Origin of the sequence: Brevibacillus sp. AG (assembly GCF_028369215.1) — a bacterium.
Lineage (GTDB): Bacteria > Bacillota > Bacilli > Brevibacillales > Brevibacillaceae > Brevibacillus > Brevibacillus porteri.
On sequence record NZ_JAQMYO010000013.1, the window covers coordinates 52,876 to 78,787 of the forward strand.

At 48.2% G+C, this 25,912-nt stretch carries 24 protein-coding genes and 1 riboswitch; of the genes, 21 read left to right on the top strand and 3 right to left on the bottom strand.

Translation table 11 applies throughout. The features are described from left to right. The first annotated feature begins 43 nt into the window (after window positions 1-43). The 7 genes from spoIIP (at window position 44) to POF51_RS26900 (ending at window position 7,618) form a co-directional block, all read left to right on the top strand. Window positions 44-1,222, top strand: coding sequence for a stage II sporulation protein P (gene spoIIP / locus POF51_RS26870; RefSeq protein WP_017247684.1), 1,179 nt, complete (start codon window positions 44-46; stop codon window positions 1,220-1,222). 5 nt (window positions 1,223-1,227) lie between these two features. Continuing rightward, on the top strand, window positions 1,228-1,536 hold the full coding sequence (locus POF51_RS26875; protein ID WP_007727739.1) for a YqxA family protein: 309 nt from the start codon (window positions 1,228-1,230) through the stop codon (window positions 1,534-1,536). A gap of 313 nt (window positions 1,537-1,849) precedes the next feature. Beyond that, window positions 1,850-2,818 carry an ABC transporter ATP-binding protein gene (locus POF51_RS26880; protein WP_017247685.1) on the top strand — a complete coding sequence of 323 codons (969 nt, stop codon included), beginning with the start codon at window positions 1,850-1,852 and terminating at the stop codon, window positions 2,816-2,818. An 18-nt stretch (window positions 2,819-2,836) separates the two neighbouring features. Continuing rightward, the gene (locus POF51_RS26885; protein WP_069850335.1) at window positions 2,837-3,808 is read left to right on the top strand and encodes an ABC transporter ATP-binding protein; all 972 of its coding nucleotides are present in this window, start codon (window positions 2,837-2,839) and stop codon (window positions 3,806-3,808) included. A gap of 129 nt (window positions 3,809-3,937) precedes the next feature. Then, entirely contained in the window at window positions 3,938-5,593 is a 1,656-nt protein-coding gene (locus POF51_RS26890) for an ABC transporter substrate-binding protein (protein WP_069850333.1), read from the top strand. Between the two features lie 92 nt (window positions 5,594-5,685). After that, complete coding sequence (locus POF51_RS26895) at window positions 5,686-6,696, top strand: ABC transporter permease (protein ID WP_017247688.1); 1,011 nt, start codon at window positions 5,686-5,688, stop codon at window positions 6,694-6,696. 16 nt (window positions 6,697-6,712) lie between these two features. Next, window positions 6,713-7,618, top strand: coding sequence for an ABC transporter permease (locus POF51_RS26900; protein WP_069850331.1), 906 nt, complete (start codon window positions 6,713-6,715; stop codon window positions 7,616-7,618). A 58-nt stretch (window positions 7,619-7,676) separates the two neighbouring features. Here POF51_RS26900 and POF51_RS26905 read toward each other — a convergent pair whose 3' ends face one another. Beyond that, window positions 7,677-8,453 (bottom strand): alpha/beta fold hydrolase, encoded by a 777-nt coding sequence (locus tag POF51_RS26905; RefSeq protein WP_442869618.1) that lies wholly within the window; start codon window positions 8,451-8,453, stop codon window positions 7,677-7,679. Window positions 8,454-8,571: 118 nt separating this feature from the next. On the opposite strand from POF51_RS26905, the gene POF51_RS26910 reads away from it, so the two are divergent. The 11 genes from POF51_RS26910 to POF51_RS26960 all read left to right on the top strand — a co-directional run bounded on the left by POF51_RS26910 (window position 8,572) and on the right by POF51_RS26960 (window position 20,129). Continuing rightward, window positions 8,572-9,666 (top strand): M24 family metallopeptidase, encoded by a 1,095-nt coding sequence (locus tag POF51_RS26910; RefSeq protein ID WP_244521806.1) that lies wholly within the window; start codon window positions 8,572-8,574, stop codon window positions 9,664-9,666. Between the two features lie 13 nt (window positions 9,667-9,679). Continuing rightward, window positions 9,680-9,879, top strand: a riboswitch (cobalamin riboswitch). Between the two features lie 170 nt (window positions 9,880-10,049). Further along, window positions 10,050-11,069 (top strand): ABC transporter substrate-binding protein, encoded by a 1,020-nt coding sequence (locus POF51_RS26915; RefSeq protein ID WP_271756477.1) that lies wholly within the window; start codon window positions 10,050-10,052, stop codon window positions 11,067-11,069. Window positions 11,070-11,093: 24 nt separating this feature from the next. Next, complete coding sequence (locus POF51_RS26920; RefSeq protein ID WP_069850329.1) at window positions 11,094-12,152, top strand: FecCD family ABC transporter permease; 1,059 nt, start codon at window positions 11,094-11,096, stop codon at window positions 12,150-12,152. Then, window positions 12,149-12,964 (top strand): heme ABC transporter ATP-binding protein, encoded by an 816-nt coding sequence (locus tag POF51_RS26925; protein WP_106835060.1) that lies wholly within the window; start codon window positions 12,149-12,151, stop codon window positions 12,962-12,964. Before POF51_RS26920 ends, POF51_RS26925 begins: the two co-directional genes overlap by 4 nt. 180 nt (window positions 12,965-13,144) lie before the next feature. Continuing rightward, window positions 13,145-13,612 carry a RidA family protein gene (locus tag POF51_RS26930; RefSeq protein ID WP_271756478.1) on the top strand — a complete coding sequence of 156 codons (468 nt, stop codon included), beginning with the start codon at window positions 13,145-13,147 and terminating at the stop codon, window positions 13,610-13,612. Between the two features lies 1 nt (window position 13,613). Beyond that, complete coding sequence (locus POF51_RS26935) at window positions 13,614-14,264, top strand: helix-turn-helix transcriptional regulator (protein ID WP_271756479.1); 651 nt, start codon at window positions 13,614-13,616, stop codon at window positions 14,262-14,264. A gap of 22 nt (window positions 14,265-14,286) precedes the next feature. Next, window positions 14,287-15,330, top strand: a complete 1,044-nt coding sequence (locus POF51_RS26940; RefSeq protein WP_017247697.1) for a dipeptidase — start codon at window positions 14,287-14,289, stop codon at window positions 15,328-15,330. 24 nt (window positions 15,331-15,354) lie between these two features. Then, window positions 15,355-17,529, top strand: a complete 2,175-nt coding sequence (locus POF51_RS26945) for a CocE/NonD family hydrolase (protein ID WP_271756480.1) — start codon at window positions 15,355-15,357, stop codon at window positions 17,527-17,529. A gap of 6 nt (window positions 17,530-17,535) precedes the next feature. Beyond that, the gene (locus tag POF51_RS26950) at window positions 17,536-18,549 is read left to right on the top strand and encodes a methyltransferase domain-containing protein (RefSeq protein ID WP_271756481.1); all 1,014 of its coding nucleotides are present in this window, start codon (window positions 17,536-17,538) and stop codon (window positions 18,547-18,549) included. Window positions 18,550-18,606: 57 nt separating this feature from the next. Continuing rightward, window positions 18,607-19,155: a sigma-70 family RNA polymerase sigma factor gene (locus POF51_RS26955; RefSeq protein WP_271756482.1), complete on the top strand. Its 549-nt coding sequence runs from the start codon at window positions 18,607-18,609 to the stop codon at window positions 19,153-19,155. Next, window positions 19,125-20,129, top strand: a complete 1,005-nt coding sequence (locus POF51_RS26960; RefSeq protein ID WP_069850311.1) for a hypothetical protein — start codon at window positions 19,125-19,127, stop codon at window positions 20,127-20,129. Before POF51_RS26955 ends, POF51_RS26960 begins: the two co-directional genes overlap by 31 nt. 54 nt (window positions 20,130-20,183) lie before the next feature. Here the strand turns inward: POF51_RS26960 and POF51_RS26965 are convergent, their stop codons facing one another. Further along, window positions 20,184-21,062 (bottom strand): GNAT family N-acetyltransferase, encoded by an 879-nt coding sequence (locus tag POF51_RS26965; protein WP_069850309.1) that lies wholly within the window; start codon window positions 21,060-21,062, stop codon window positions 20,184-20,186. A 300-nt stretch (window positions 21,063-21,362) separates the two neighbouring features. Here POF51_RS26965 and lepA point away from each other — a divergent pair, with 300 nt between their 5' ends. Continuing rightward, entirely contained in the window at window positions 21,363-23,180 is a 1,818-nt protein-coding gene (lepA, locus tag POF51_RS26970) for a translation elongation factor 4 (RefSeq protein WP_017247703.1), read from the top strand. A gap of 275 nt (window positions 23,181-23,455) precedes the next feature. Continuing rightward, window positions 23,456-23,587 carry a hypothetical protein gene (locus POF51_RS26975; protein WP_271756483.1) on the top strand — a complete coding sequence of 44 codons (132 nt, stop codon included), beginning with the start codon at window positions 23,456-23,458 and terminating at the stop codon, window positions 23,585-23,587. A gap of 158 nt (window positions 23,588-23,745) precedes the next feature. Here POF51_RS26975 and ycaC read toward each other — a convergent pair whose 3' ends face one another. Next, window positions 23,746-24,378, bottom strand: coding sequence for an isochorismate family cysteine hydrolase YcaC (gene ycaC, locus POF51_RS26980; protein ID WP_069850307.1), 633 nt, complete (start codon window positions 24,376-24,378; stop codon window positions 23,746-23,748). Window positions 24,379-24,769: 391 nt separating this feature from the next. On the opposite strand from ycaC, the gene hemW reads away from it, so the two are divergent. Next, window positions 24,770-25,912, top strand: coding sequence for a radical SAM family heme chaperone HemW (gene hemW / locus POF51_RS26985; RefSeq protein ID WP_069850304.1), 1,143 nt, complete (start codon window positions 24,770-24,772; stop codon window positions 25,910-25,912).

Here is a 25,912-nt window from a genome sequence, read left to right on the forward strand (position 1 = left end):
TCTCCCGACGTGCAAACATGCTACAGCTAGAGGAGTGAGACAGATGGCGACCCTCATTCAACGCCAATTCGTTGTTCTTTCATTTATAACCGCCTTCCTGTTTGTCATGACAGGAGTGCTTTCGCTCGGCGGGAACCGAATCGCAATTTCTTCCTCCGCCATTCAACAGGCCGCTTCTCATATTTCCAGTCTGGCGATTTTGGGGTGGATGGGGCAGGAAATTCCGGTTTTGTCCGAAACGGTGCAAGCACAGGCTGATGATCGCACGAATAGCGTAACGGGTTTTCTCTTTCGCTTGGCAACCAATATACAGCCAGGAGACTTGCGTAGCTTACTAGGCAGGGAGCTCCCTGGGATGGTAACGACAGAGGATGCCAGGTTTGTCGTACAGGGAAAAGGAGCTTCTCTCGCAGATTTTTATTTGGAGTACCCCGCTCATCCGAGACAGGTAGAGGATCAATCGCAAGTAGTTCCGATCGTAGAGCCAAAGCCGGAGGATACCACGAAGTCAGGCGAAACGAAGCCAGTTCCTGTACCCAATTCGATCACGAACGGCAAAAAAATCGTTTACGTCTACAACTCGCACAATCGGGAATCGTGGTTCAGTGAAACGAAGCCAGTGGGAACCTCCGTCGATCATCCTACGAGAAATATATCGTTAATCAGCAAGTATTTATCAGAAGCGTTGAATGACAGAGGAATTGGTTCGGACGTGAGCACCGACGACATCTATCAGCAGCTGTTGAACAAAAAAATGCACTACTCCTTCTCCTACGCGGAATCTTTGCAAGTAGTCAAATCAGCAACGGTGAAAAACAAGGAGCTGTACTACTTTTTCGATCTGCATCGAGACACAGCGCCACGAGAGCGTACAACGGTCACGATCAAAGGAAAAACGTATGGAAGAGTATTGTTCGTCATCGGGAAAAGAAACAAAAGCTACGAGAAAAATGAGGCGTTTGCAACGGAGCTTCATGAGTTGATGGAAAAAATGTACCCAGAGCTTTCGCGTGGCGTGATGGAAAAAGGCGCAAAAACGGATCATGGCGAGTATAATCAGTCCCTCTCCCCGGGAAGTCTGTTAATAGAAATAGGTGGTACGGAAAACAGCGTGCAGGAAAGCATGAATACGGCAGAAGCATTGGCTGATGTTTTCGCAGCCTATTATCAGCAAGCTGAAAAAGTAGGCAAAACAGTTTCTGACGAGCCTGCAAAGAGGTGACGGGCATGAACGTGACGATGAAGCTGACTGGACTGTTAATCATCTTGCTGGTCGGGGTAGTTTTGGGATTGCAAACGGCTGAGCGTGGAATATCCAAGGTAAGTGGAGTGCCTGAGGGGCAGGCTCAAACCTTTTCCATCAAAAAAGTGGATCAAGGGCAAGTGGAGATCGCGGTAATGGGCAAGCAGGTTCAGACCGCCAACCCGAAGGAAATGGTCAACTACGTCAGTCGGATCGGTTTGACTTTGGGTGGAAGCATTAAAAGTGGGGCGCAGAGTTTTGTCGATTGGGTAGGGAGTTTTTTTGAACCGTGAAAATGGTTTATGCGCAAAAAGAAGGGGTGCAGAAAGCCCCAGTGACAAAAGACCCGTACAGGCGGGTCTTTTGCATGCGACCACAGATGCTTCATTCGATCTGCTAAAACAGTGCAAGTGAGGCTACATCAACAATGAAAGGGCTATCATAAAATTCTTTTACATAATTTTAAAACGCAAGTAAAATATTCTTTTTAATCAGTAAAGAGATAATAGTTTGAATTTATTGTGTTGCGAAAAAATTGAATAAATGGCATAATGTCTACTGATAGGTCTATTTTGGAAGTATATATCGGTGAGAGAGGTGAGCCACGTGTCACATCCTGTCCTACAAATCGAAAACCTGCAAACGCACTTTTTCACGGACCGCGGCCAAATCCCTGCCGTTGATGGCGTGACGATCACGGTACAAAAAGGAGAAGTAGTCGGTATCGTAGGCGAATCCGGCTGCGGAAAGAGCGTTACCTCCCTTTCCGTTATGAAGCTAGTACCCAATCCCCCAGGGAGAATCGTGGGAGGCTCGATTAAATTCAAGGGGGAGGACCTCGTATCTGTCGACGAAAAGCGAATGAGAGACATCCGCGGAAATGAAATTGCGATGATCTTTCAGGAGCCGATGACGTCGTTAAATCCGGTGTTTACGATTGGAGACCAGATAGGAGAATCAGTCCGATTACATACGAAGGCGAGCAAAAAGGACGCAAGAGCACGTGCCATTGAGATGTTGAAAAAAGTCGGAATTCCTCGAGCGGAAGCCATCGTCGATGAATACCCGCACCAGCTTTCTGGGGGCATGCGGCAGCGTGTCATGATTGCGATGGCAATGGCTTGCAATCCTGAGCTTTTGATTGCAGACGAGCCTACTACCGCGCTTGACGTGACGATTCAAGCGCAGATTTTGGACCTGATGCGCCAACTCAACCGGGAAGCAGACACAGCCATTCTCCTCATTACCCACGATCTTGGGGTCGTTGCCGAAATGTGTCACCGCGTCGTGGTGATGTACGCAGGAAACGTGATTGAACAAGGCGATGTTCGTACGATCTTAAAAAATCCGAAGCATCCTTATACGATCGGCTTGTTGAATTCGTTGCCGAAGCTAGAAGGATCACAGGAGCGTCTCTATTCGATTCCAGGCAACGTCCCGATTCCGGGTTCGCTTACTGTCGGATGCCGTTTTGCACCTAGATGCGATAAAGTATCAGACCGATGCCGCAGTGAGATGCCAGAATTAAAAGTGGTAGGGGACAATCACCTTTCCCGCTGCTGGCTGACCGAATAACCCGAGAGGAGCATGCAGGTGGCAGAAGATCTTCTGATTGTAAAAAATTTGAAAAAATACTACCCAATCACAGGCGGTGTTCTTGGAGGGGAAGTAGGTGTAGTAAAGGCGGTAGATGATGTATCGTTTACCGTTAAGAGTGGAGAAACCTTGGGGCTGGTAGGTGAGAGCGGCTGTGGAAAGTCCACGACGGGACGTTCCTTGCTGCGACTGATTGAACCGACCTCCGGTGAAATCACCTTTGACGGGACCAATGTCATGTCGCTTTCCACAGATGCGATGAGAAAGATGAGACGTGACATGCAAATTGTCTTTCAGGACCCGTTTGCTTCACTCAACCCTAGACATAATATTGAGAAAATTTTGGAAGAGCCCTTGATTGTACATGGTTTGGGTTCTTCGGCAGAGCGAAAAAAGCGCGTGCAGGAAATGCTGGAGATCGTTGGTCTGAGCAGCTATCATGCGAGCCGTTATCCGCATCAATTCAGCGGAGGACAGAGGCAGCGGATCGGTATTGCGAGAGCACTGATGCTCAAGCCCAAATTGATCGTTGCGGATGAGCCCGTGTCTGCACTGGACGTGTCCATTCAGTCGCAGGTGCTCAATCTCATGCAGGATTTGCAACGCGAATTCGGCCTTACATACTTGTTCATTGCCCATGATTTGAGTGTAGTGCGTCACATCAGTGATCGGGTAGGCGTGATGTACCTTGGCAGAATTGTCGAACTGACGACGAGCAGCCAATTGTATTCCAATCCGCTTCATCCCTATACGAAAGCATTGCTGTCGGCGGTACCTTCGCCAGACCCTGATGCTGTACGAGAAAGAGTCATCCTCCAGGGAGATGTGCCGAGCCCTGCAAAACCTCCAAGTGGCTGTACATTCCATACGAGGTGTCCCCATGTAACAGAGGAGTGCCGTACTGTGCGACCAGAATTTATGGACGCAGGCGACGGACACTTTGTTGCTTGTCACTTATACAAGTCCTAATCGACAAAAGGGAGTCTGCCTGCCGAATAGGAAGTCTTGTAAAGGGGGGATGCAAAGCAATAGGTATTGTATCGACCATCTACCAAAAAGGAACATGCGAACATTATTTAGAAAAAGGGGGATGTTTTCATGAAGAAGAGAGTTCTCTCCGCAACCATGACCAGCCTAGTGGCGCTGGCCATGCTGATTGCTGGATGCGCTAGCACTCCAACGACACAAGCGCCGGCAGAAAAACCAAAGACAGAAACTCCGGCACCTGCAACTGAGCCTGCAAAAACTGGACCGAAGCAATTAATCGTCGGTCGCGGTGCAGACACAAAGGGGCTTGACCCAATCACCCAAACAGATGGTGAGACCTTCAAAGTAACAGAGAACATCATGGATACTTTGATCGGTTTCGCTGACGGCTCAACAGAGCTCGCTCCATCGTTGGCTGACAAATGGGAAGTATCTCCTGATGGTCTTGTTTATACGCTGACACTGAAATCTGGCGTGAAGTTCCACGACGGTACTGATTTTAATGCAGAGGCGGTCAAATACAACTTTGAGCGCTGGAGCGACAAGAGCCATCCACAGCATTCGCCAGAGGGCTTCGAGTATTACATTAGCCAGTTTGGTGGCTACAAAGGCGATGCGAATCACATAATCAAATCCGTGGAAGCAGTAGATCCAACGACTGTAAAATTCACACTGACTCGTCCACTCGCTCCATTCCTTGCTAACCTGGCTATGTCTCCTTTTGCAATCGGTTCGCCTGAAGCATTGAAAAAAGATGTTAAAAAGTTCAATGAGCACCCAATTGGTACAGGACCATTCAAATTCGTTGAGTGGAAACGTAACGACACCATCACGCTCGAGAAAAACCCTGATTACTGGAACAAAGGGTTCCCGAAATTGGATAAATTGGTATTCAAGGTCATTCCAGAAAATACGGCGCGTCTGACTGCTTTGGCATCAGGTGAGATCGATTTGATGGATGGTCTGAACACAGATGATATCCCAGCAGTAAAAGACAACAAAGACCTGCAACTATTCCTCCGTCCTACTAATAACATTGGTTACATTGGCTTTAACGTAGAGAAGAAGCCACTCGACAATCCAAAAGTTCGTGAAGCCATTGCTTATGCAATTAACAAACCTGAAATCGTAACGGCCTTCTTCGATGGCGTTGGAGAACCAGCAGTCAACCCAATGCCAAAGACCATGTGGGGACATAACAACGATATTAAAGATCGTGAGTTCAACCTCGATAAAGCAAAACAATTGCTTGCAGAAGCAGGACATCCAAACGGTTTCAAAATCAAGTTCTGGGCAATGCCAGTACCGCGTCCATACATGCCTGAAGGTGTGAAGATTGCAGAGGCAATCCAGCAAGACCTGAAGAAAATCGGGATTGATGCTGAGATCGTGACGATGGAATGGGCAACGTATTTGGAAAAAACTCGCTTGGGTGAGCAAGAAATGTTCATGCTTGGTTGGACAGGTGACAATGGCGACCCTGACAACTTCCTGGCTGTGTTGCTCGACAAAAACAGCATCGGTAGCAACAACTATACACGCTGGGCAAACAACGAAGCTTCTGAATTGATGATGAAAGCTCAATCTACTCCAGTGCAAGCTGAGCGCGAAAAACTGTACAAACAAGTACAAGAGATCATCTTCAAGGACGTACCAATGGTTCCACTTGCACACTCTACACCAGCATTGGCAGGAAAAGCGAATATCATAGACTACAGCCCGCATCCAAAAGGGACTGAAAGTTTGGAAAAAGTAGACTTCAAGTAAGCTGATTCATCGTAAAAGGGTAAGAGGAGTGCATACCTCTTCTTACCCTTCTTTCATTATTTGGCGATTATTTTATGCAGGAAGGCGAGGAGATGGCATTGCTAGCTTACAGCATTCGAAGAATTTTAATGCTCATTCCTGTCTTAGTGGGCATGTCAATCATCGTTTTTTCCATTATTCGTGCCATCCCTGGTGATCCGGCTTTGACGATTTTGGGAGAAAAGGCAACACCACAAGCGATTGCAGACATACGAGAGGCATTGGGTTTAAATAATCCGTGGTACATACAGTATTTCGATTATATGAAAGATATTTTGAGCGGAAATCTTGGGGAATCGTTACAAACGAATGCGCCGATTTCAGATGAAATCTTGCCTTATTTGGCGGCGACGACTGAACTTACGATTGTGAGTATGCTGATTGCGGTATTTATCGGTGTAAATGCAGGAATTCTTTCTGCGTGGAAGCAAAACTCCTGGTTTGACTACTGTGCGATGTTGATCGCCTTGGTTGGTGTATCCATGCCAATTTTTTGGCTAGGTTTGATGGAGCAGTGGGTGTTTGCCCAAGAACTGAAATGGCTGCCATCAGTTGGTCGCGACGATTCGCGTAATCCCGTAGAGGCCATTACGCACTTTTATATACTGGATACGATGATCGCTGGTAGTTGGGATCAGCTGTGGGAAGTCATCAAGCATTTGATCCTGCCAGGAATCGCGTTAGGTACGATCCCGATGGCGATCATTGCGCGTATTACTCGATCGAGCATGTTGGAAGTCATGCGAGCCGACTATGTCAGAACCGCTCGTGCAAAAGGGCTGGCACAGTTTTGGGTGGTGTACAAGCATGCACTGAAAAATGCGATGATCCCTGTCTTGACGGTAATTGGTTTACAAACAGGGTTGCTGTTGGGTGGAGCTGTTTTGACAGAAACGATCTTCGGATGGCCAGGTGTCGGTCGTTATATTGTGACCGCCATTGGAAACCGTGACTATCCGGTTATCCAATCCGGTATCCTTGTGATCGCGACGATTTTTGTCCTGATCAACCTCTTAGTTGACCTTCTGTACGCCTATATCGATCCACGCATCAAATATCGCTAAGGAGGGACGAAGAGACATGGCACAACCACAATTACAACCACGAGATCAGGTAGTACCTTTAAAAGTGAAGCAAGAAGAAGTCGTCTCTCCTTGGAAGGATGCATGGAGGACGCTACGAAAAAATAAGCTGGCGTTGGTGGGCTTCGGGATTATTTTGTTTTTCATTGTTGTGGCGGTTTTAGCTCCATGGATTGCTCCGTATCCGTACGACGAGGGCAAGCTCGTGATGAAAAACAAGCCACCTTCCGAAGAGCATTGGTTTGGAACGGATTACAATGGTCGCGATGTATTTAGTCGCGTTATTTATGGGGCACAAATCTCCTTGTGGGTAGGGACGTTCTCTGTCATTGGCTCCGTTCTCGCGGGAACCTTGCTCGGTCTTTTGGCAGGATACTATGGCAGATGGATCGATACGATCATTTCGCGTCTCTTTGATATTATGCTTGCCTTTCCAAGTATTTTGTTGGCAATCGCTGTCGTTGCCATCTTGGGTCCTTCCTTGCAAAACGCCTTGATTGCGATTGCGATTATTAACATTCCGACATTTGGACGGTTAGTACGCGCCCGCGTATTGAGCTTGAAGGAAGAAGAATTCGTTATGGCCGCACGGGCAATTGGGATGAAAAATTCCCGGATTATCATGCAGCATATTTTGCCAAACAGCCTCGCACCAATCATTGTGACCGGGACGATGGGGATCGCAACAGCGATTATCGAAGCAGCTGCACTTGGCTTTCTTGGACTGGGAGCACAAGCGCCAGAACCGGAGTGGGGAAAAATGCTTGCTGATTCACGTCAGTACATTCAGAAAGCACCATGGACTGTTATTTTTCCGGGGCTCTCTATCATGCTGACAGTTCTCGGCTTTAACTTAATCGGGGACGGCTTGCGCGATGCACTCGACCCGCGTATGAAGAGCTAGTCAAAACGCAAAAAGACAGAAGGGGCTGGAGGTACCCGTCCTTCTGTCTTTTCTTTTTTTATCCTTCTTCCATGAAGGTGCGGCACAACTGATTGAAAGCAGGAGCAGCTTTCGTGATGACTTGATGCTTCACGTTAGGGATCATTTCGAGTTTTGCTTTTGGCAATTTCATGGTAAGCATCTGCGCATAATGGTGCATCCGTTGATCTTGTTTGCCATAAGCAAGTAAAATCGGAAGCTGGATGTTGCCCAGACGCTCCGTACAGTGATAACGATGTCCGGCAGCGTAAAGGTATTTCAGGCTAGTGGGATCTGTTTTGGAGGCCTGTACCGTCCATTTTTCACGCATTTCTAGGTCAGCGACATGTGAGGAAGCAATCGAACGGGCAAGAAGAGGGACTCCGTGAAGCATCGACATTGCCTGTGCCATCCAAAATCGTCCATGTAAATACAGGTCATTCACTTCGGAAAAGCCGCTCACGAGTATGGCGCCTTTTACAGCATCCGAATAGCGAAGACAATATTCAAGGGCGATAGAAACACCTTGGGAGTACCCCAAAATAAAGGGACGTTCAATGCCGAGTGACCGGACAAGCTTATGGAGCTGTTCTGCCAGTTCTCCAATGGAAAAAGGCGTCTCCGTCGGTGAACTGTCGCCATGTCCGGGCAAATCAGGGACAATGATCTGATATGTATCTGCGAGCGTTTGCTGATAAACAAAATTGATAGAGCCGATGCATGGCGCATGGATACACAATAACGGCTGGCCTTTTCCCGATATGTGAAAAGCAAACTGCTTGCCATCCTGATGGACGAGTATTTGTTCCATTTTCATTTTCACCCCACCCTTAGGTTGTCCGATATGAAGTAGATTTTTCATTTGAACTCTTCTTTTTTTGATGGGGAAGTGGTATTCTCGCAATAGAATAATTGGTGAAAGCAGGGTGAAGAAGTTGTTTCAAGAGCGCATTTCGAAGCTCCACACGTTTTTGACAGAGCAAGAGCTGAACGCGGTGTTGATTACCTCCCCTAAGCACGTTTACTATTTGACCGGATTTTTTACAGACCCGCATGAACGTTTTATGGGTCTCGTTATTCCTGCTGAGGGAAAACCTTCTTTGATTGTACCTGCTCTTGATCGTGAGGCAGCCGCAGAGGCTTCGTTCGTTCAAGATATCCATACACATACGGATATCCAAAACCCCTATGAAATCCTCAAGCAAGTGTTGCCAGCGAACTTGACGAAGCTCGGTATTGAAAAAAGTCATATGACTGTCGAGCGTTATGAAGCACTTGGACAGGTTGTTCTGGCGTCGAGCTATGTGGATGTAGAAGAGCCACTGCGTGAAATGCGTTTGATCAAATCGGCGGATGAAGTGGAGCGTTTGAAGCACGCTGTTCAGTTGGTCGAGGATTCCTTGCGGGAGACCCTGAAAAAAGTCAAGACAGGCATGACCGAGACAGAAATCGTAGCTGAGCTGGAATTCCAGATGAAGCGCTTGGGTGCCGAAGGTCCGTCCTTTACGTCCATGGTATTGGCAGGGGAGAAGTCGGCACTGCCACACGGGAAACCAGGAACGCGCCAGGTGCAAGAAGGCGACTTGCTTTTGTTTGATATCGGGGTAGCAGCCAACGGATATGTATCCGATATTACTCGTACCTTTGCTGTAGGCGAGATCAGTGCTCAGCTTCAAGAAATTTACGAGACAGTATTGGCTGCCAACGAAGCGGCCATTGCTGAGATTCGTCCGGGTGTGACTTTTGCGCATTTGGATAAAACCGCTCGCGATGTCATCACCGCAAAAGGCTACGGAGAATACTTCATGCACCGTCTTGGGCATGGACTTGGGATGGATGTACATGAATATCCATCTGTTCACAGCCAGAACCAAGAAGTGCTTCGTCCAGGGATGGTCTTTACGATCGAGCCAGGCATCTATCTGCCAGGTGTAGGCGGAGTGCGGATTGAAGACGATGTATTGGTTACGGAAACGGGCGTTGAAATTCTCACGCAGTTCCCGAAAAAACTGACTTCTATCAATGAATGAATAAATCGTAAAAATTGAATACGTATCGAATGGTGCTAGATGGCATATGCCGTCAGCTTAAAAGGGAAGTCCGGTGAGAAACCGGCGCGGTCCCGCCACTGTAACGAGGAGCAACTAGCGAATAGCCACTGTTTTTTGCGAGACAAAAAATGGGAAGGTAGCTGGGTGTGTTGATTCGTAAGCCAGGAGACCTGCCATGCGATCATATACAATCGACCCACGAGGATGGGGCAGATGTGGAAACAGTCTATGAAATGGCGCCTTTGTGCCTGCTTATAGCTATATCTACGTTTGTCATGCACCTCCCGATTGAAATGGGGGGTGCTTTTTTTGTGGAGGATTTCGTTCAACTCATCATATACATACAGAAAAGGGGATTACAGATGTTTAAGACAAACAAACCACATACAGTAATGAAAGGACTAGCTTTCGGTATCATGACAGCTGCCATGCTTTTGGTTTCGGCATGCGGCTCCACTTCGACAACACAGGCTCCAGCCAAAACCGAACAAACGGCTGCACCAGCAGCAGAGAGCAAGCCTGTAACACTAACCAATAATGGCATCGAAATGACCTATCCAACAGCACCTGAGCGTGCAGTGACTTTGAACCAACACGTTACCGAAATCATGCTGGCATTGGGCCTGGCTGATAAAATGGTCGGAACTGCATACCTAGACGATGAAATCCTTCCAGAGTTAAAAGCAGATTACGACAAGATTCCGGTACTGTCTGACAAGTATCCTACGAAAGAAGTGCTGCTGGCAGCGAACCCAGACTTCGTGTACGCCGGATGGAAAAGCGGCTTCGGCGAAAAGGGTGTAGGATCGATGCAGGATTTGGAAAAGGTCGGCATCAAATCGTATCTGCAAGCGTCTTCTAGCATGCCTGGCCCGACAATCGACGATGTGTTTGCAGACATTACGAATATTGGACGCATTTTCCGTGTGGAAGACAAAGCCAATGATTTGATTAATAAAATGAAGAGTGAATTGGATCAAACGATTAGTAAAATTGGCAAGGTGGACGAGCCACTTAAAGTGTTCGTGTACGACAACGGAGAAGATAAACCATTCACAGCAGCCAACAACTACATGACTTCCTTAATCAAGACTGCTGGCGGTAAGAACATTTTTGATGACATTCAAAAGGGTTGGGCAGAGGTCAGTTGGGAACAAGTAGTGAGTCGCAATCCTGACGTGATTATTATCGTAGACTACGGTGATAGAACCGTTGAGCAAAAACGCAATTTCCTTTTGACCAAAAAAGAACTGGCGGATATCCCGGCGATTAAAAATCAGCGACTAATGGTACTGCCATTGTCTGCGGCTTCTGAAGGCGTTCGAGCACCGATTGCGCTAAAAATTTTGGCGGAAGGACTCTACCCGGATAAATTCAAATAGAGTATACCCCTTTTAAGGGAGGGAATGGCACTGCAACAGATCAAGTTACCTTATATCATCATTACTCTACTGGTCGGACTCTTCCTCTCGATTACGTTCGCAGTTACCTTGGGATCAGTGGAAATTAAGCCGACAACAGTATGGAAAATCGCCTTATCAAAAATTCCGATGTTGACCCAATGGATTGAGGTGGATTGGTCCAAAGGGGAGCAAACGATTATTTGGGATATTCGCTTTCCACGTGTACTTTTGGGGGCGATCGTCGGAGCAGGTCTGTCTGTAGTGGGAGTAGCGATCCAGTCGTTGGTTCGCAACTCCCTGGCTGACCCGTATGTGTTAGGTGTATCTTCAGGTGCTTCGGTTGGAGCTACCTCGGTCATTATATTCGGAGCATTCAGCATGTATGGGCAGTATGCGCTATCCTTTGGCGCTTTTACAGGCTCCCTTGTGTCAATCATTCTCATTTTTACGCTATCCCGTATCGGAGGACAAAACTCGACGGTACGCCTGCTCATGGCTGGAATTGCGATATCTGCAATCTTGTCTGCCATTACCAGTCTCCTTGTCTTTTCAGCGCCGAATGAGCATGGAATTGGGACGGTCCTGTTTTGGTTAAGTGGAAGTCTGGCTGGCGGGAAATGGGAGTACCTGACGATCCCTACATTGATTGTCGTCATCTGTCTCATCGTCTTAATGGCCCAATACCGCTCGTTGAATGCGATGCTGATGGGCGAGGAGTCAGCGGGGACATTGGGGGTTAATACGGTACAATTCCGCAAGCTTCTCCTGGTGATCACGGCACTTCTCACGGGGGTAATCGTGTCCATCGCGGGATCAATCGGTTTTGTCGGATTAATGATGCCCCACATCGTCCGTGTGATGGTCGGATCAGATCACAGACGTGTTCTTCCTGTCAGCGCTTTATTTGGCGCGATATTTCTAATCTGGGTTGATGTAGTCGCCAGGCTCGCATTTGCACCGGAAGAGCTGCCAATTGGTATTTTGACAGCGCTGTGTGGAGGTCCATTCTTTATCTGGTTGATGTTGCGGAGTTCTTATTCCTTTGGAGGTAGCGGACGATGAATTTGTTGGTGGAGAATATATCGGTCGAACTGGAGAAAAAGGGAATCCTTCGCAACGTCAGTCTGGAGGTGCGCTCTGGAGAGTTTGTGGGGTTGATCGGGCCGAATGGTAGTGGGAAGTCCACATTGCTAAAAAGCATTTATCGCGTATTGAAGCCGCGTTCGGGATGGATCTCGCTTGATGGCGACGACGTGTATAAGTTAACCTCACGTCAAAACGCTCAGCGAATGGCGGCAGTACGGCAGGAGTCCTCTGTTGAATTCGATTTTTCGGTAACCGAAATCGTGAATATGGGACGTGCTCCGCATAAACGGCTGTTTCAGTCCGATAACGCAGAAGACGCTCGAATTTGTGAAGATGCGCTACAGCGGGTAGGGATGCATACATATGCCGATCGCAGCTTTTTCAGTTTATCGGGTGGGGAGAAGCAGCGGGTGCTGATTGCCAGAGCGTTGGTGCAGCAAGCTGAGTTTCTTGTCCTTGATGAACCGACGAATCATTTGGATGTTCGATACCAATTGCAGGTCATGGATCTGGTCAAAACGCTGGGAATTACGGTCTTGTCTTCATTGCATGATCTCAATATCGCAGCGATGTACTGTGATCGTCTGTACGTGATCTGTGAGGGGGAAATCGTTACATCAGGGACGCCAGAGGAAGTCTTGACACCCCAGCTGATTCGGGATGTTTTCGGCGTAGAGACAGAAGTGACGACCCATCCCATTACAGGCAAAAAACATGTGTATTTCTACTCGGAAGCGATCTGTGTGAAACCATCTATCCAGAAGGTAATGAGTGGAGCCAACGGATAGGGGCGGAGTTGAGTTTCTGTGATTTTCATAAGGGGATGCCTAGTCGGCGTCCTTTTTTGTTAAGGCTACAGTATATGGATTTGAAATAATTTTTTTATCATACAAAAAATTGTTGAAGAAGAATTTACAGAATAGTATGGTTAAAGAAAGGGATGAAATTGATGACGAGGTGATGTCCTTATGTCCAAAGTAGAGGAGCGTTTAAAAGAGTTAGGGTATGAGTTGCCTACAGTTCCTCCAACCATGGCGAACTATGTGTCATGTGTACAGACTGGCAATGTCATTTATACATCCGGTGCTGGGTGCTATGTAAATGGAAACCCGATGTATCTAGGCAGGCTCGGATTGGATGTGACGATCGAGCAGGGCTACGAGGCTGCAAAGGTCACGGTTCTTAATCTGCTAGCCATTTTGAAAAGCGAGATTGGTGATTTGGATCGAATCACACGGATTGTCAAGCTGTTCGCACTCGTCAGCAGCGCCCTTGATTTCTACGAGCAGCCGCGGGTAGTTAATGGAGCTTCTGATTTCCTCATCGAAATTTTTGGTGAAGCGGGTAAGCATGCGAGAGCGGCAGCTGGGACATCTGTTCTTCCGTTTAACAATCCGATCGAAATTGAGATGATTGTGGAAGTGAACGAGGGGTAATATGAAAAACGTACATCCGATATTAGCAAGCTACATTCCGGTAGTAGAGGGACTGGCTCGGACATTTGGCGAGCATTGTGAAGTGGTGTTACATGATCTGACAGGCGATATTTCCTCATCGATCATTGCCATTTCCAACGGCCATGTCAGTGGCAGACAGATCGGTTCGCCGGTAACGAATTTGGCACTGCAAGCTTTACGTACGGCGAAGGTCAGTGAAGAAGCTTTTGACCTCAATTACCGCAACGACACCATCAAAGGCAAACAGATCAAATCGAGCTCCATTTACATCAAGGATGAGCAAGGAGAAGTCATTGGCAGTCTGTGCATCAATCTTGATATCACTCATCTCGCAATGGCACAATCATTCATCGAATCGATGATGGTAATCCAAGACAAGCGTGAGGCAGAAAAAGCGGAAGAGAACTTCGCCCCGACTGTCGGGACTTTAATGGAGCAAATGATAGACGATTGCCTGAAACGAACAGGCAAACCAATCACCCTGATGCAAAAAGAAGAGAAGATTCAATTTATCCACCAGTTGGATGAAATGGGACTCTTTTTGATCAAAGGAGCCGTGCAATACGTCGCGGATTTGTTGGATATATCCAAATTCACGGTTTACAACTATCTCGATAAGAAAAATCCATAGAACAAGAGGGGAGATGACCCGTATGACGGAAGTAACGAGAGAACAGGCGCGCAAGTTTCATGACGGTGTTCACGTTCTAGATGGGCATTTTGATCTGCTGATGGATGTGGAGATTCAGCGTGGATACGGTCGAACCAAAATGATCGAGACAGAGTATTTGCCACGGTTCCAGCAGGGTGGCGTGCATTCCATCGTAGCAGCAGTGTTCGTAGAGGATGCTTTTGTACCGGAGATGAGTCTGCGCAAGGCGCTCAACCAGATCAGCGCTATGCATGCAGAAGCGGCAGAGTCTCCCGAGCACATCGTAATCGCCAAAAATCTGGATGATTTGCAACGGGCAAGAGCGGAGCAAAAAGTATCGTTCATTCTGTCGTTGGAAGGGGCAGAGCCACTGCATAACGACCTGAGTCTCTTGCGTGTCTTTTATGAGCTCGGAGTACGGATGATGGGGCTGGTCTGGAGTCGGCGCAACTTCGTTGGGGACGGCAGCTTTTTTGCACCGGTTCGCGAAGGGAAAAAAGGGGGCATCACCGATTTCGGTGTGCGTCTCATCGAGGAAGCGGAAAAGCTGGGCATCGTCATCGATGTGAGCCATTTGAATGACGAAGGGTTCTGGGACGTGATGGAAATCGCTGAAAAGCCCGTGATTGCATCTCATTCCAACAGCCGAACAGTCGTGCCGACGATGCGCAATCTGACAGATGAGCAAATCAAAGCGATTGCGGAAAAGGACGGACTTGTCGGGCTGAATGCGTTTAGCATGTTTGCAGCGGCTAACAGCGCTGACGCAACTATTGAGAGACTGATTGATCATGTTGACTATATGAAAAAGCTTGTTGGAGCAAGGTACATCGGTATAGGCCTAGACCTGTGCGATGATTTGACGAAATATTTGCCCTTGGACAAGATTGCCAAAACCAAAGAGATGCCATTTGATGTAGTGAAAGGCCATGCGTCACTTCCGGAAATTACGCGTGAGCTAATGAAGCGCGGGTACACGGATGCAGAAATCGAAGGAATCTTGGGTGGTAATTTCCTCAGAGTGTATCAGGAAGTGTGGAAGTAGATCAGATAACAGGAGGAATGGCGGATGGCACTGACAGAGCATAAACTAGCTTCTTTTGGCTATTATCAATCTGGCATCAAGGTAGCTGATATACGCTTTGAGGATGGGGAAGTTCGGCATCGGAGTACAGGATGGGATACGGGCAGAGCGGCGGACGGTCTATTTGCACAACTGGCTGAAGGGGAAGCAGTCTACGAATTGCCTCTCCTCACCCTGGCACAAAAGCTACCGGAATGGGAGCAAATCGACTGGGAGAGCGAACAAGTCGTGTTTCCGGAAAGCGGAGGGCACTACCAACGCCACCTATCCATCGAAGGAACAGGTCCCACAGGGCAAAAGCAAGCGTGGATCTGGGCGGTGCGCGAAGCAGCGCAGCCAATTGACTTGATCATTTGTGAGAACGAAGTCATCGCTTTTGTGCTGACAGGTCGTGGCGATAGCGTTGTATTGGCGAAAACAGGGTGGGAGGATTTGACCCCGCTTACGATGTGGCAGGACCCTCTGCTGTCTGAAGTAAACTACGGCGTACACCACTTGGGTAGGCATGATGTCGTGATGAGAGATGGCGTTCGTCTGGCGACCGAGATCTGGCTACCTGCGGGTTTGGCGGAAGACCAGCGAGTTCCAACGATTTTCATGCGCACTCCCTATGGACGAATAGATGCCATCTTTCGCCGATTACCCTTTGTAGCTCGCGGATATGCACTGGTAGTTCAGGATACGCGAGGACGTGAAGATTCCGAGGGAGAGTGGATTCCGCTCGTTCACGAGCGCAATGATGGAGACGATAGCCTCAACTGGATCGCGAGTCAGGAGTGGTCGGATGGCAACATCGGGATGCTCGGCGGCTCGTATGTGGGCTATGTGCAGTGGGCTGCGGCCGCTAGCGGCAATCCGCATCTGAAGGCGATTTTTAGCTACGTGACAGTAGGGACGCCTTACGTGGACATCCCACGAAAAGGGGGAACGATTCTTGGTGGTCTGTCATGGATTTTCATGATGGCAGATCAGCGGCGAAATGTCGCGGCTCTCTCCCGGAATGACTGGAGTGAGGTCATCAAGGTGCGCCCGATCAAGGAAATCCCGCAAAAAGTGCTGGGAAAAGAAATCCCGTTTTGGAAAAAATGGATGGAACATCAGGACGGAGACGAATTCTGGGCGATGTCAGACTGGAAGCGGCATGCGGATCAGGTAAAGGTGCCTGCTACCCTTGTATCAGGCTGGTATGACGACAACGGGATGGGGACGAGCGAATCGTGGGAGGTCATCTCCCGAAATGTGCCAGAGCATGCCAGACTCATCTTGGGGCCGTGGTATCACAAGGCGAATACGACCCGAGAAATCCACCATGTGCCATTTGGAAACAATGCCATCCGCTACGATCTGGATGTGACACAGCTCCGCTGGTTTGACCGCTATTTAAAAGGAGTGGAAAATGGCGTCGATCAAGAGCCTCGTGTTGAGTACTATATGGTGGGAGAAAACGAATGGAAGACTTCGCAGACTTGGCCGCCAGCGGAGGTGACGCTGACGAATCTGTATCTGAGCAGTGGGGGAAACGCCAATACGAGCGACGGAGATGGAACACTGACCCTTTCTATCCCAGGTGAACAGGCGGTGGATACATACAGCTATGATCCGCTAGACGCAGCTCCGTATCTGCTGGATTTGTCCGAGAATGAAAACAGCGTTCCGGAAAACTATCGGGATGTGGAAGAGCGGGCAGATGTCCTTGTCTACACATCAGAGCCATTGGAAGAGGAAGTCGTCATCGCGGGAGAAATCTCGGCTGTAATCTATGCATCCAGCTCAGCGCGTGATACAGATTGGTTAGTCCGGCTGTGTGATGTAGATGAGGAAGGCAATTCGATTCGTCTATCGGACGGGATTATTTGCGCACGCTACCGTCACTCATTCGAAGAGCCCGAGCTACTTGTTCCCGGACAAATCGAATGCTATGAGATTCGCATGACCAAGATCGCCAATGTTTTCCGAAAAGGTCACCGCATTCGCGTCTCGGTTACATCTGGCGCCGAGAACTTCTCGTTCCCCAATCCGAATACAGGCAATGATCTGGCAACGGAAACGGAGACTCTCATCGCCGTGCAACGTGTCTATCATGACAGCCGGTATCCGAGTCATATTAAGCTCCCTCTCTTGCGTTCTGGGGGAAGTAAGCAATCTTCAGGAGGTATCTAAAGCAATATGACAGTTTACAGTTGTAGAATATGCAAGTTCCGTTACGACGAGTGGTTAGGTGATACGAAAAATGGCGTACCGCCCGGGGTGCCTTTTCCTCATTTAGCAGGTTCTGTGTGTACCGACTGTGGGATGGACGAGGAAGGTCGGCACTTGCCGCTTCCTGAAACGAAGTACACGAACGTAGAAGCTACGTATTACGATCAGTTTGCGGGGAAGGCTAGCATCGCTTTTTATCGAAACTGGTTGGTGCGGGAAGCGGAGCAATCATCAGTCTCCGTACTGGAGCTGGGGGTTGGAACAGGGAGAATTGCCATTGAACTGGCACGGAATGGCTTGTCAGTCTGCGGGATAGATTGGAGCCCGGATATGCTAGAGATGGCCGCAAAAAAGAAACGGCGCATGCTAAAAGGGAAAGAAGAACTGCTGGAGCTGGTCGAACAAAATATGTGGGGGCTGGAGCTTGAACGGAAATTTACGCATGTGCTTCTTCCGGAAGGGATTTTTCAGCAGGCCACCTGTAGAGACAAACAACGTCAATTGCTTTCGGTCATCCTCGATTACATAACGGAGGACGGAACAGTGGCAATTGACTTACTCTTGCCGCCAGTAAAAAATCAATGGACAACGATGCAACGCAAATTCGTTTTCCCGGACCGCATGGTGTATCAAAAGGTGGAGGGGGAAACCTCACTCTTGGATCAAAAGTTCCGCTACACGCTTACTTATGAGACTTTTCTTGATCAGATTGAGCAACCAAGGTATCGCGTAGAGCGCGAGATGGCGTTGCTTTTGCCTACAGAGCTTGAGCTGTTATTGGAAGGATCAGGCTTTCACGTTACCTATAGCAAAGAGAATGTATTCCACAAGCAAGACTTCGAGCTGAGTCAAGCGGACGAGGGCTATGATATGGATCGTTGGCAGCATGGTGGGTATCCATTCGCTGAACCTGTCGGGACACCCGGTGGCGCTACTCGCTGGACGATTTTGGCGAAAAAAATTTCTTCCTCCACTTTGTAACAAAAAGTCTGCTACTGCATCTAACCAGTATGAATGCGAGTGAAGGAGGTCGCGCCCTTGGAAAAATTGCAGCCGACGACAGATGCTGCGTTAGAGCAAATCATGAGGGAATATGGGACCCGCGTGCTTCGACTCGTCACTTTTCTGGTCAAAGATCGCAGCTTGGCAGAAGATATTACGCAAGATGTATTTGTTAAGGTGTATTGGCATCTTCCCCGCTTTCGGCAGGAGAGCAGCGTGCACACGTGGTTGTATCGAATCGCGGTTAATGAGTGCAAAGGTTATTTACGTTCTTGGTCGTTCCGTCATATCCTTCCCCGCTCGTGGATTAGACAGGATGGGGAGCTTTCAACAGAAAGTCTTGTGCTCGATCAAGCCGAAAGGGACCAGCTCGTAGCAGAAGTATTGCATCTTCCTCCGCTCTATCGTCAAGTGATTGCCCTTCATTACTATGCGGATTTATCCATCGGAGAGGTAGCGGATGTGCTTGGGGTAACGGAAGGAACAGTCAGAACCCGGTTGCATAGGGCCAGACAGCAGCTTCGGCAGAGTATGGGAGAGGGGAGGGACTGGGAATGGACGAAAACCGATGGCTCAAGGACTTAAAGGAACGGGCAGATCAAACTATTTTTCGTGATGTACAGTTCACTGCATCGATGGAAGAGCGAGTGCGGCAGAGGGTGAGGCCTGGGACTGGGTGGATGACTGGTTGGAGGAAGCTAGCCTTGCCGGGCGTTGTGCTGACTATGGGCTTGCTATTGTGGTTCGGGCTCCCCATTCAGGAGAAGAGACAATCTGCACTGCATGAGGTGAGACCTTTACAACAAGAGACACAAGTACCCTCCTTGTTGCCAGGGGGCCAAATTGTTGAAGCGGATTTGTGGAAGCTGTCGCCTTCATTTTCTTCCACTTACAAAAATCAGTCCTTTTCTTATTTGGGAGAAAAGCCTGTCCGCATCATGACAGATCAGGACGGTTTCTACGAAGGGCAGATGCAGCGGGTGATTTGGCTGTTGAATGGGGACTACACACAAGAAGTAGAGATCGCTGCTTACAACACCGATGGGAGCCGGCTGTCATTGGGCAGCTACGAGGCTATGGACCCGTTATACGATGCGGATGGTCATTTTCCATCAGGGATCGTGTTACCTGAACCGGGAAAATGGAAGCTGGAAGTAAGAGCAGGAGGCAAACATCTCGGACAAGTTTTTGTCGAAGTGAAAAAAGGGATAGCACCTGCGAACCGTCAACTAGTTGGGCCTATCATTCATCAGTTTTTGCAGACGGAAAGCATTAAGCTGGGGTCGCTGGGAAAACACCGCGAGATTAACGTCGAGCTCCTCGGCGTAGAAGCACCAGATGCTGAAAAACGAACGGTATACGCTTGGGTGAAAATAGCGGGAAGCAATTCTTCCGCGCTCAGTGCACCAATGGTCTTTCAAATCGCCTACAATGGGAATGAGTATCGGGTAACTGACTTCCAAATGCCCGGAGATGGCAGCAACTACCAGGGCAGTCTGCAAAAACTATTTCCACCTAAAGTGCTAGAGCAAGTTCACAATCGATCAAAAACAAAGTAAGAATGACAAAACGGACCTTTGCCTAAAAGAAGGTCCGTTTTTAGCTGTTCATGATTATCCGTATATTTGAGCACCTATCGCCCAGTACGTCCCAGCCCGGCGTGGCAGGCTATCAGTATTCGCAACCATCACTGGGGGATGAGAAACCTGTATGAAGCCGTTTTGCTCCAAATAAGTGTGAAATGCTGTTTGCTCATCTGGAACGTCTATCCGCACACGTCCGGTATGATTTTGTGTCAGCTTGTACAGGATGTGTTCAGCCATGATCGCATTTTCTGCGACGATCGGTCCCGCGATAAGGTTGACCGGGCCTTGGACGGCGAAGCCATACCCGATGATTTTGCTGGAGCGATTTTTGACTACCAGACAGGTGGTGGCTTGTCTCATGCGTGTCTCGAGAAAATGAGTGCGTCTGCTACCTAGTGCTGCTTTGTCCAATTCAACCACACTCGAGAAATCGTCCAAATCCATTGGTACCATTTCAAATTCGTCAATGGCTTCGTTTTGCAGAGGTGCTTCAGGCACAAAGCGTTCAGCTATAAACTTTCGAATACGATCCACTGTCTGGAACCTGAGATTTTTGTACAATGGCTCTCCTTCTGGAGTTGCAATGAGCATGATCGTTGTATCGGTAGAAACAGACGTCATGCAAGCCTGCATGAGCTGGCGGCCAAATCCTTTGCCTTGTGACGAGGGATGGACGATCACCATACCGATGCTCGCAAGCTTGTCATCGTACGGGATGATAGCCGCACATGAAAGGAGGGTGCCACTCGCGTCTTTGTGACCGAATACGGTACCGATAGACAGAATTGTGTGAATTTCAGGTTCGTCGTAATCCCAGCCTACGGAATCAGATAAGGCAATGAGTCCGGGAATATCTGCTATCGTCAAGCAATGCAAGCAAGAGTCAACGCTGTTCAATTTGATCATTCTCCGTTTCTTTCGTTGTGTTCACGGCGGTATCGCCTAAGGAATCGTTAAATGCTTCCGCAACTTTTGTACGTGTAGCGGCCAGGCGTTTCGCAGCTCCATGCTCATGCAGCGGATCACTCCATGCTATTTACCACTTTAGCACAGGAAAAGTTTGGATACGAGAAAAAGGAGGCAAATGCCCGATTCTCTTTGGTTGCTCTTTATATCATCGGTTTGTTATAATTACTGTTAGTGTATTTTTTGTGAGGCGCAATCTGAACGTTTGAATGGATTCGCGTGGGAGGGAACGAACAACACATGGATCGTCGTGAAAGACAAAAAAGGATACGAAATTTTTCCATCATCGCCCACATTGACCATGGAAAGTCGACGCTGGCAGACCGTATTTTGGAGCTGACCGGTGCTTTGACTGCACGTGAGATGGAAGCCCAGTTTCTTGACACGATGGAGCTGGAAAAAGAGCGCGGGATTACGATTAAGCTCAATGCCGTGCGTTTGAACTATAAAGCAGATGACGGTGAGGAATACATTCTCCACCTGATTGACACCCCTGGACACGTCGACTTTACGTATGAAGTATCCCGCAGTTTGGCTGCTTGTGAAGGGGCTATTCTCGTCGTGGATGCGGCACAAGGGATCGAAGCCCAGACATTGGCAAACGTCTATTTGGCGTTGGACAGCGACCTGGAGATCATTCCGGTTATCAACAAAATCGACCTGCCGAGCGCAGAGCCTGAGCGCGTGAAGCAAGAGGTTGAAGACGTAATTGGTCTGGATGCCAGCGACGCGGTTCTGACATCTGCCAAAGCAGGTATCGGGATTAAAGAAGTGCTGGAAGCGGTTGTGCAAAAAGTACCGGCTCCAGAGGGAGATCCAGATGCACCTCTGCAAGCTTTGATTTTTGACTCCTATTTTGATGCGTATCGTGGCGTTATTGCCTCTATCCGTGTCATCAACGGGACCTTGAAAAAGGGTATGAAAATCAAGATGATGGCAACAGGCAAGTCGTTTGAGGTAACAGAAATCGGTACCTCTACACCACGCCAAACACAAGTTGAAGAGTTAACGGTTGGAGACGTAGGTTACGTAGCAGCTTCCATTAAAACGGTGGGAGACACCAGTGTGGGGGATACCATTACAGATGCGAATCGCCCTGCACCTGAACCGCTACCTGGCTACCGCAAGATTAACCCGATGGTATTCTGCGGTCTGTACCCAATCGAAACAAACGAGTACAACGATCTGCGTGATGCGTTGGAAAAGCTCCAGCTCAACGATGCGTCTCTGCAGTTTGAACCGGAGACTTCCCAAGCACTTGGCTTTGGTTTCCGTTGTGGTTTCTTGGGACTTCTGCACATGGAGATCATCCAGGAGCGGATCGAACGGGAATTCAACATTAACTTGATTACTACCGCGCCGAGCGTTATTTATCGCATTACCAAAACGAACGGCGAAGTATTCGAAATCGACAACCCGTCTAAAATGCCAGAAGCGCAAAAGATCGAAATGGTCGAGGAGCCTTACGTTACTGCGACGGTCATGGTGCCAAAAGAATACGTCGGCGATGTTATGCAGCTGTGCCAAGGTAAGCGCGGTGAGTTTCTTGACATGCAGTACTTAGGTGAGAATCGCGTGCAGCTGAAGTACGACATGCCATTGTCCGAGATCGTCTACGATTTCTTTGACATGCTGAAGTCGGGAACAAAAGGATATGCGTCCTTTGACTACGAACTGGGTGGCTACAAAGCTTCCAAGCTGGTGAAAATGGATATTCTCCTCAACAGCGAAGTGGTGGATGCTCTGTCGTTTATCGTACACAAAGATACAGCCTATGCTCGCGGTAAGGTCATCTGCGAAAAGCTGAAGGAATTGATTCCTCGCCAGCAATTCGAGGTGCCGATTCAAGCGACGATCGGGCACAAGGTTGTAGCTCGTGAAACGATCAGTGCGTTGCGTAAAAACGTTCTTGCCAAATGTTACGGTGGGGATATCTCACGTAAGCGCAAACTGCTCGAAAAGCAAAAAGAAGGAAAGAAGCGCATGAAGTCTGTCGGTTCCGTAGAGGTACCACAAGAAGCATTTATGGCTGTATTGCGCATGGATGATAAGAAGTAGCACTCCCCCCCCACCGTACTGCCACCAAATTGGCGAAATGGTGGGGGATTTATTTACCTTCATACATAATTTACCCGAAGGTTAACGGCATGAAATGGGATGTAGAATGCGACGACATACGCAGAATTTTCAAACTGCTTTTGTCGTCTTTCTTTTTGGCAGATTCTGTTCTGGTGACATGAAAACTTGACCCTGAGGAGGATCGAGTGGTCACCAAGGATGTGGTGGTTGGGGATGATTGGTTACAGGTGGTATCGCTGGTGGGTGTGGATTGATTGGGGGGAGTGGTACAGGAGTTGGGGGATGGGGATCGAGGCTGTGTGGTGGCCAAGGAGTTGGTGGATGTGGGACTTCACTCGATGGCGGAAATTCTGGATTTGGTAAGTTACAATCTGGTGGACAATTAGATTTTGCTTGGGAATCGTTATTGGTTGGTGACAATCAGAACTACCTCCTTTACTTGTTTGTAGTATCAAGTAATGGAGGAGACATTATTCAAATGGATTAGGGAAGCAAGTAATAGTAAGGGGTACCGCCAACAATATGGAGGTACCCCAAGTGGGTTCTATTTGACAAGTTCGTTCTGCGCTCGATAACTTTCGATTACATGTTGATAGCCGGGAAGGTTACTGGCTAGTAAATCACCAAAACCTTCGACGTTGTTGCGCCAATCCCGTTGTAACTCGCACGCTACACTAAACCAGTTCATGAGTTGCACGCCAGCGTGTGCCATGCGCATTAACGAGGCCTCCGCTACCTGTTTGCTGAAAGTGCCAGAAGCGTCGGTGACAACGAATGCTTCATACCCCGCATGAAGAGCGGAAAGTGCAGGGAAACTTACGCAGACATCGGTAACCACACCGGCAATGATAAGTTGCTTCTTGCCAGTTGCCTGGATTGCTTTTACAAAATCCTCATTATCCCACGCATTGATCTGTCCTGGACGAGCAATCTTGGGAGCTTCTGGAAAGAGTTCGACAAGTTCCTTGATTAATGGACCGTTTGGACCACTCTCGAAGCTTGTGGTAAGAATGACAGGCAAATTGAAAAATTTCGCGGTCTTAGCTAGAGCCATGACATTGTTCTTGAATTCATCAACCCCGTAATCACGTACAAGTCCAGAAATAAGGCCGGTTTGATGATCAATCAGAAGAACAGCAGCATCATTTTGAGAAATACGGGAATAGAGATCAGTCATTTCATAATCCTCCTCAAAAACAAGTAACAACTCTAACATGTCTATTCGAAATGAAACGTTTCATTCACGAATTTGAACAACCGGCTTTTTACGAAAATCTCTCCACTGAATAACGACTACTTTTAGGAGCATAAAAGTCATGTTTGACTCGATATAGAAAAATACACTATGATAATCAAGCTGTTACAAATGCCTGTTGTATCAATGTTTGCAGTCGATTCTTCATTTACTGTGTTACAATAAAATAACGAGGTCAATCAAAGGCGTATATGGCTGTTTTACGCATGGATGATAAGAAGTAGGCCTGACCTTGTGTCAGGTCTTTTCCATTAAAGAGGTTGTCAAAAAGTTGTCTTTTGAACAACTCAATTATAAAAGGAGGGAAAGGGACATGATGCCACAATCGGTTTACATTCACATTCCCTTTTGTACAAATAAATGCTACTACTGTGACTTCAACTCATTTGTGACGAACAATCCGCAGCTCATTTGGGATTACTTAGACGCATTGAAAAGCGAGATGGAGCTTACCTTTAGCCAGCAACCGATCGAGCAGGTGAAAACGATTTTTGTCGGCGGAGGGACGCCTACGTTTCTCGATCATGCCCAAATGCGCGCGTTTTTGGAAATCGTACAAAAGCAATTGGGCAAGTACTGGGCGGATGATATCGAGTTTTCAATGGAAGCGAATCCGGGAACGACAGACGTGGAAAAGCTGCGAATCATGCGTGAGCTGGGTGTCAATCGTCTGAGTTTTGGTGTGCAGTCCTTTGACGACGCGCTCTTAAAACGTTTGGGACGAATCCATGACCAGGAAGCCGTGTACCGCAGTATCGATAATGCGAAAAAAGTAGGCTTCGACAACTTCAGCATCGACCTGATGTTTGGATTGCCGGATCAGACACTAGACATTTTCCGCCAGACGTTGGACAAGGCGTTTGGGCTAGGTACCACCCATTTCTCCGCGTACAGTCTCAAGGTGGAGGAGAACACGCTGTTCCACACGCTCTACCAGAAGGATCAGCTGCCACTGCCATCGGAAGAGACGGAGCTTGAGATGTACATGGTATTAATAGAAGAGATGGAGCGTCACGGGTACAAGCAGTATGAAATCAGCAATTTTGCAAAACCGGGCTTCGAGAGCAAACATAATAAAACCTATTGGCTCAATCGTGAATATTATGGGGTGGGTGCAGGTGCCCACGGCTATGTGTGCGGCCATCGACACGTGAATGCTGGCCCGCTTGCGATTTACATGCAGAAGTGCACGGAAGGGCTGCCGCGTGTTGAACAATTCGAGGTGCCGCGCGAGGATGCCATGGAGGAACAGATGATTTTGGGGCTGAGGTTGAGAGAAGGAGTTGGCCTTTCGGCGTTTGCATCCCGTTTTGGTGCAACTGTTCATGATGTTTTTGGGACAATAATAGAAGAGGAGGTAGCCAAAGGAATGCTGGAAGAACAGGACGGGTTTTTGAAGCTGACGAAACAGGGGCTTCCGCTCGGAAATGAGGTATTTGCGCGCTTTCTCCGTTAA

Bases quoted from the DNA above. Each gene is read 5' to 3' on its own strand.
- POF51_RS26890 (WP_069850333.1), top strand. From the start codon at position 3,938: ATGAAGAAGAGAGTTCTCTCCGCAACCATGACCAGCCTAGTGGCGCTG.
- hemW (WP_069850304.1), top strand. From the start codon at position 24,770: ATGATGCCACAATCGGTTTACATTCACATTCCCTTTTGTACAAATAAA.
- POF51_RS26940 (WP_017247697.1), top strand. From the start codon at position 14,287: ATGACGGAAGTAACGAGAGAACAGGCGCGCAAGTTTCATGACGGTGTT.
- POF51_RS26965 (WP_069850309.1), bottom strand. From the start codon at position 21,062: ATGATCAAATTGAACAGCGTTGACTCTTGCTTGCATTGCTTGACGATA.
- POF51_RS26945 (WP_271756480.1), top strand. From the start codon at position 15,355: ATGGCACTGACAGAGCATAAACTAGCTTCTTTTGGCTATTATCAATCT.
- POF51_RS26915 (WP_271756477.1), top strand. From the start codon at position 10,050: ATGTTTAAGACAAACAAACCACATACAGTAATGAAAGGACTAGCTTTC.
- POF51_RS26960 (WP_069850311.1), top strand. From the start codon at position 19,125: ATGGACGAAAACCGATGGCTCAAGGACTTAAAGGAACGGGCAGATCAA.
- POF51_RS26895 (WP_017247688.1), top strand. From the start codon at position 5,686: ATGGCATTGCTAGCTTACAGCATTCGAAGAATTTTAATGCTCATTCCT.
- POF51_RS26935 (WP_271756479.1), top strand. From the start codon at position 13,614: ATGAAAAACGTACATCCGATATTAGCAAGCTACATTCCGGTAGTAGAG.
- POF51_RS26875 (WP_007727739.1), top strand. From the start codon at position 1,228: ATGAACGTGACGATGAAGCTGACTGGACTGTTAATCATCTTGCTGGTC.
- lepA (WP_017247703.1), top strand. From the start codon at position 21,363: ATGGATCGTCGTGAAAGACAAAAAAGGATACGAAATTTTTCCATCATC.
- POF51_RS26900 (WP_069850331.1), top strand. From the start codon at position 6,713: ATGGCACAACCACAATTACAACCACGAGATCAGGTAGTACCTTTAAAA.
- POF51_RS26905 (WP_442869618.1), bottom strand. From the start codon at position 8,453: ATGAAAATGGAACAAATACTCGTCCATCAGGATGGCAAGCAGTTTGCT.
- POF51_RS26930 (WP_271756478.1), top strand. From the start codon at position 13,145: ATGTCCAAAGTAGAGGAGCGTTTAAAAGAGTTAGGGTATGAGTTGCCT.
- ycaC (WP_069850307.1), bottom strand. From the start codon at position 24,378: ATGACTGATCTCTATTCCCGTATTTCTCAAAATGATGCTGCTGTTCTT.
- POF51_RS26950 (WP_271756481.1), top strand. From the start codon at position 17,536: ATGACAGTTTACAGTTGTAGAATATGCAAGTTCCGTTACGACGAGTGG.
- POF51_RS26920 (WP_069850329.1), top strand. From the start codon at position 11,094: ATGGCACTGCAACAGATCAAGTTACCTTATATCATCATTACTCTACTG.
- spoIIP (WP_017247684.1), top strand. From the start codon at position 44: ATGGCGACCCTCATTCAACGCCAATTCGTTGTTCTTTCATTTATAACC.
- POF51_RS26925 (WP_106835060.1), top strand. From the start codon at position 12,149: ATGAATTTGTTGGTGGAGAATATATCGGTCGAACTGGAGAAAAAGGGA.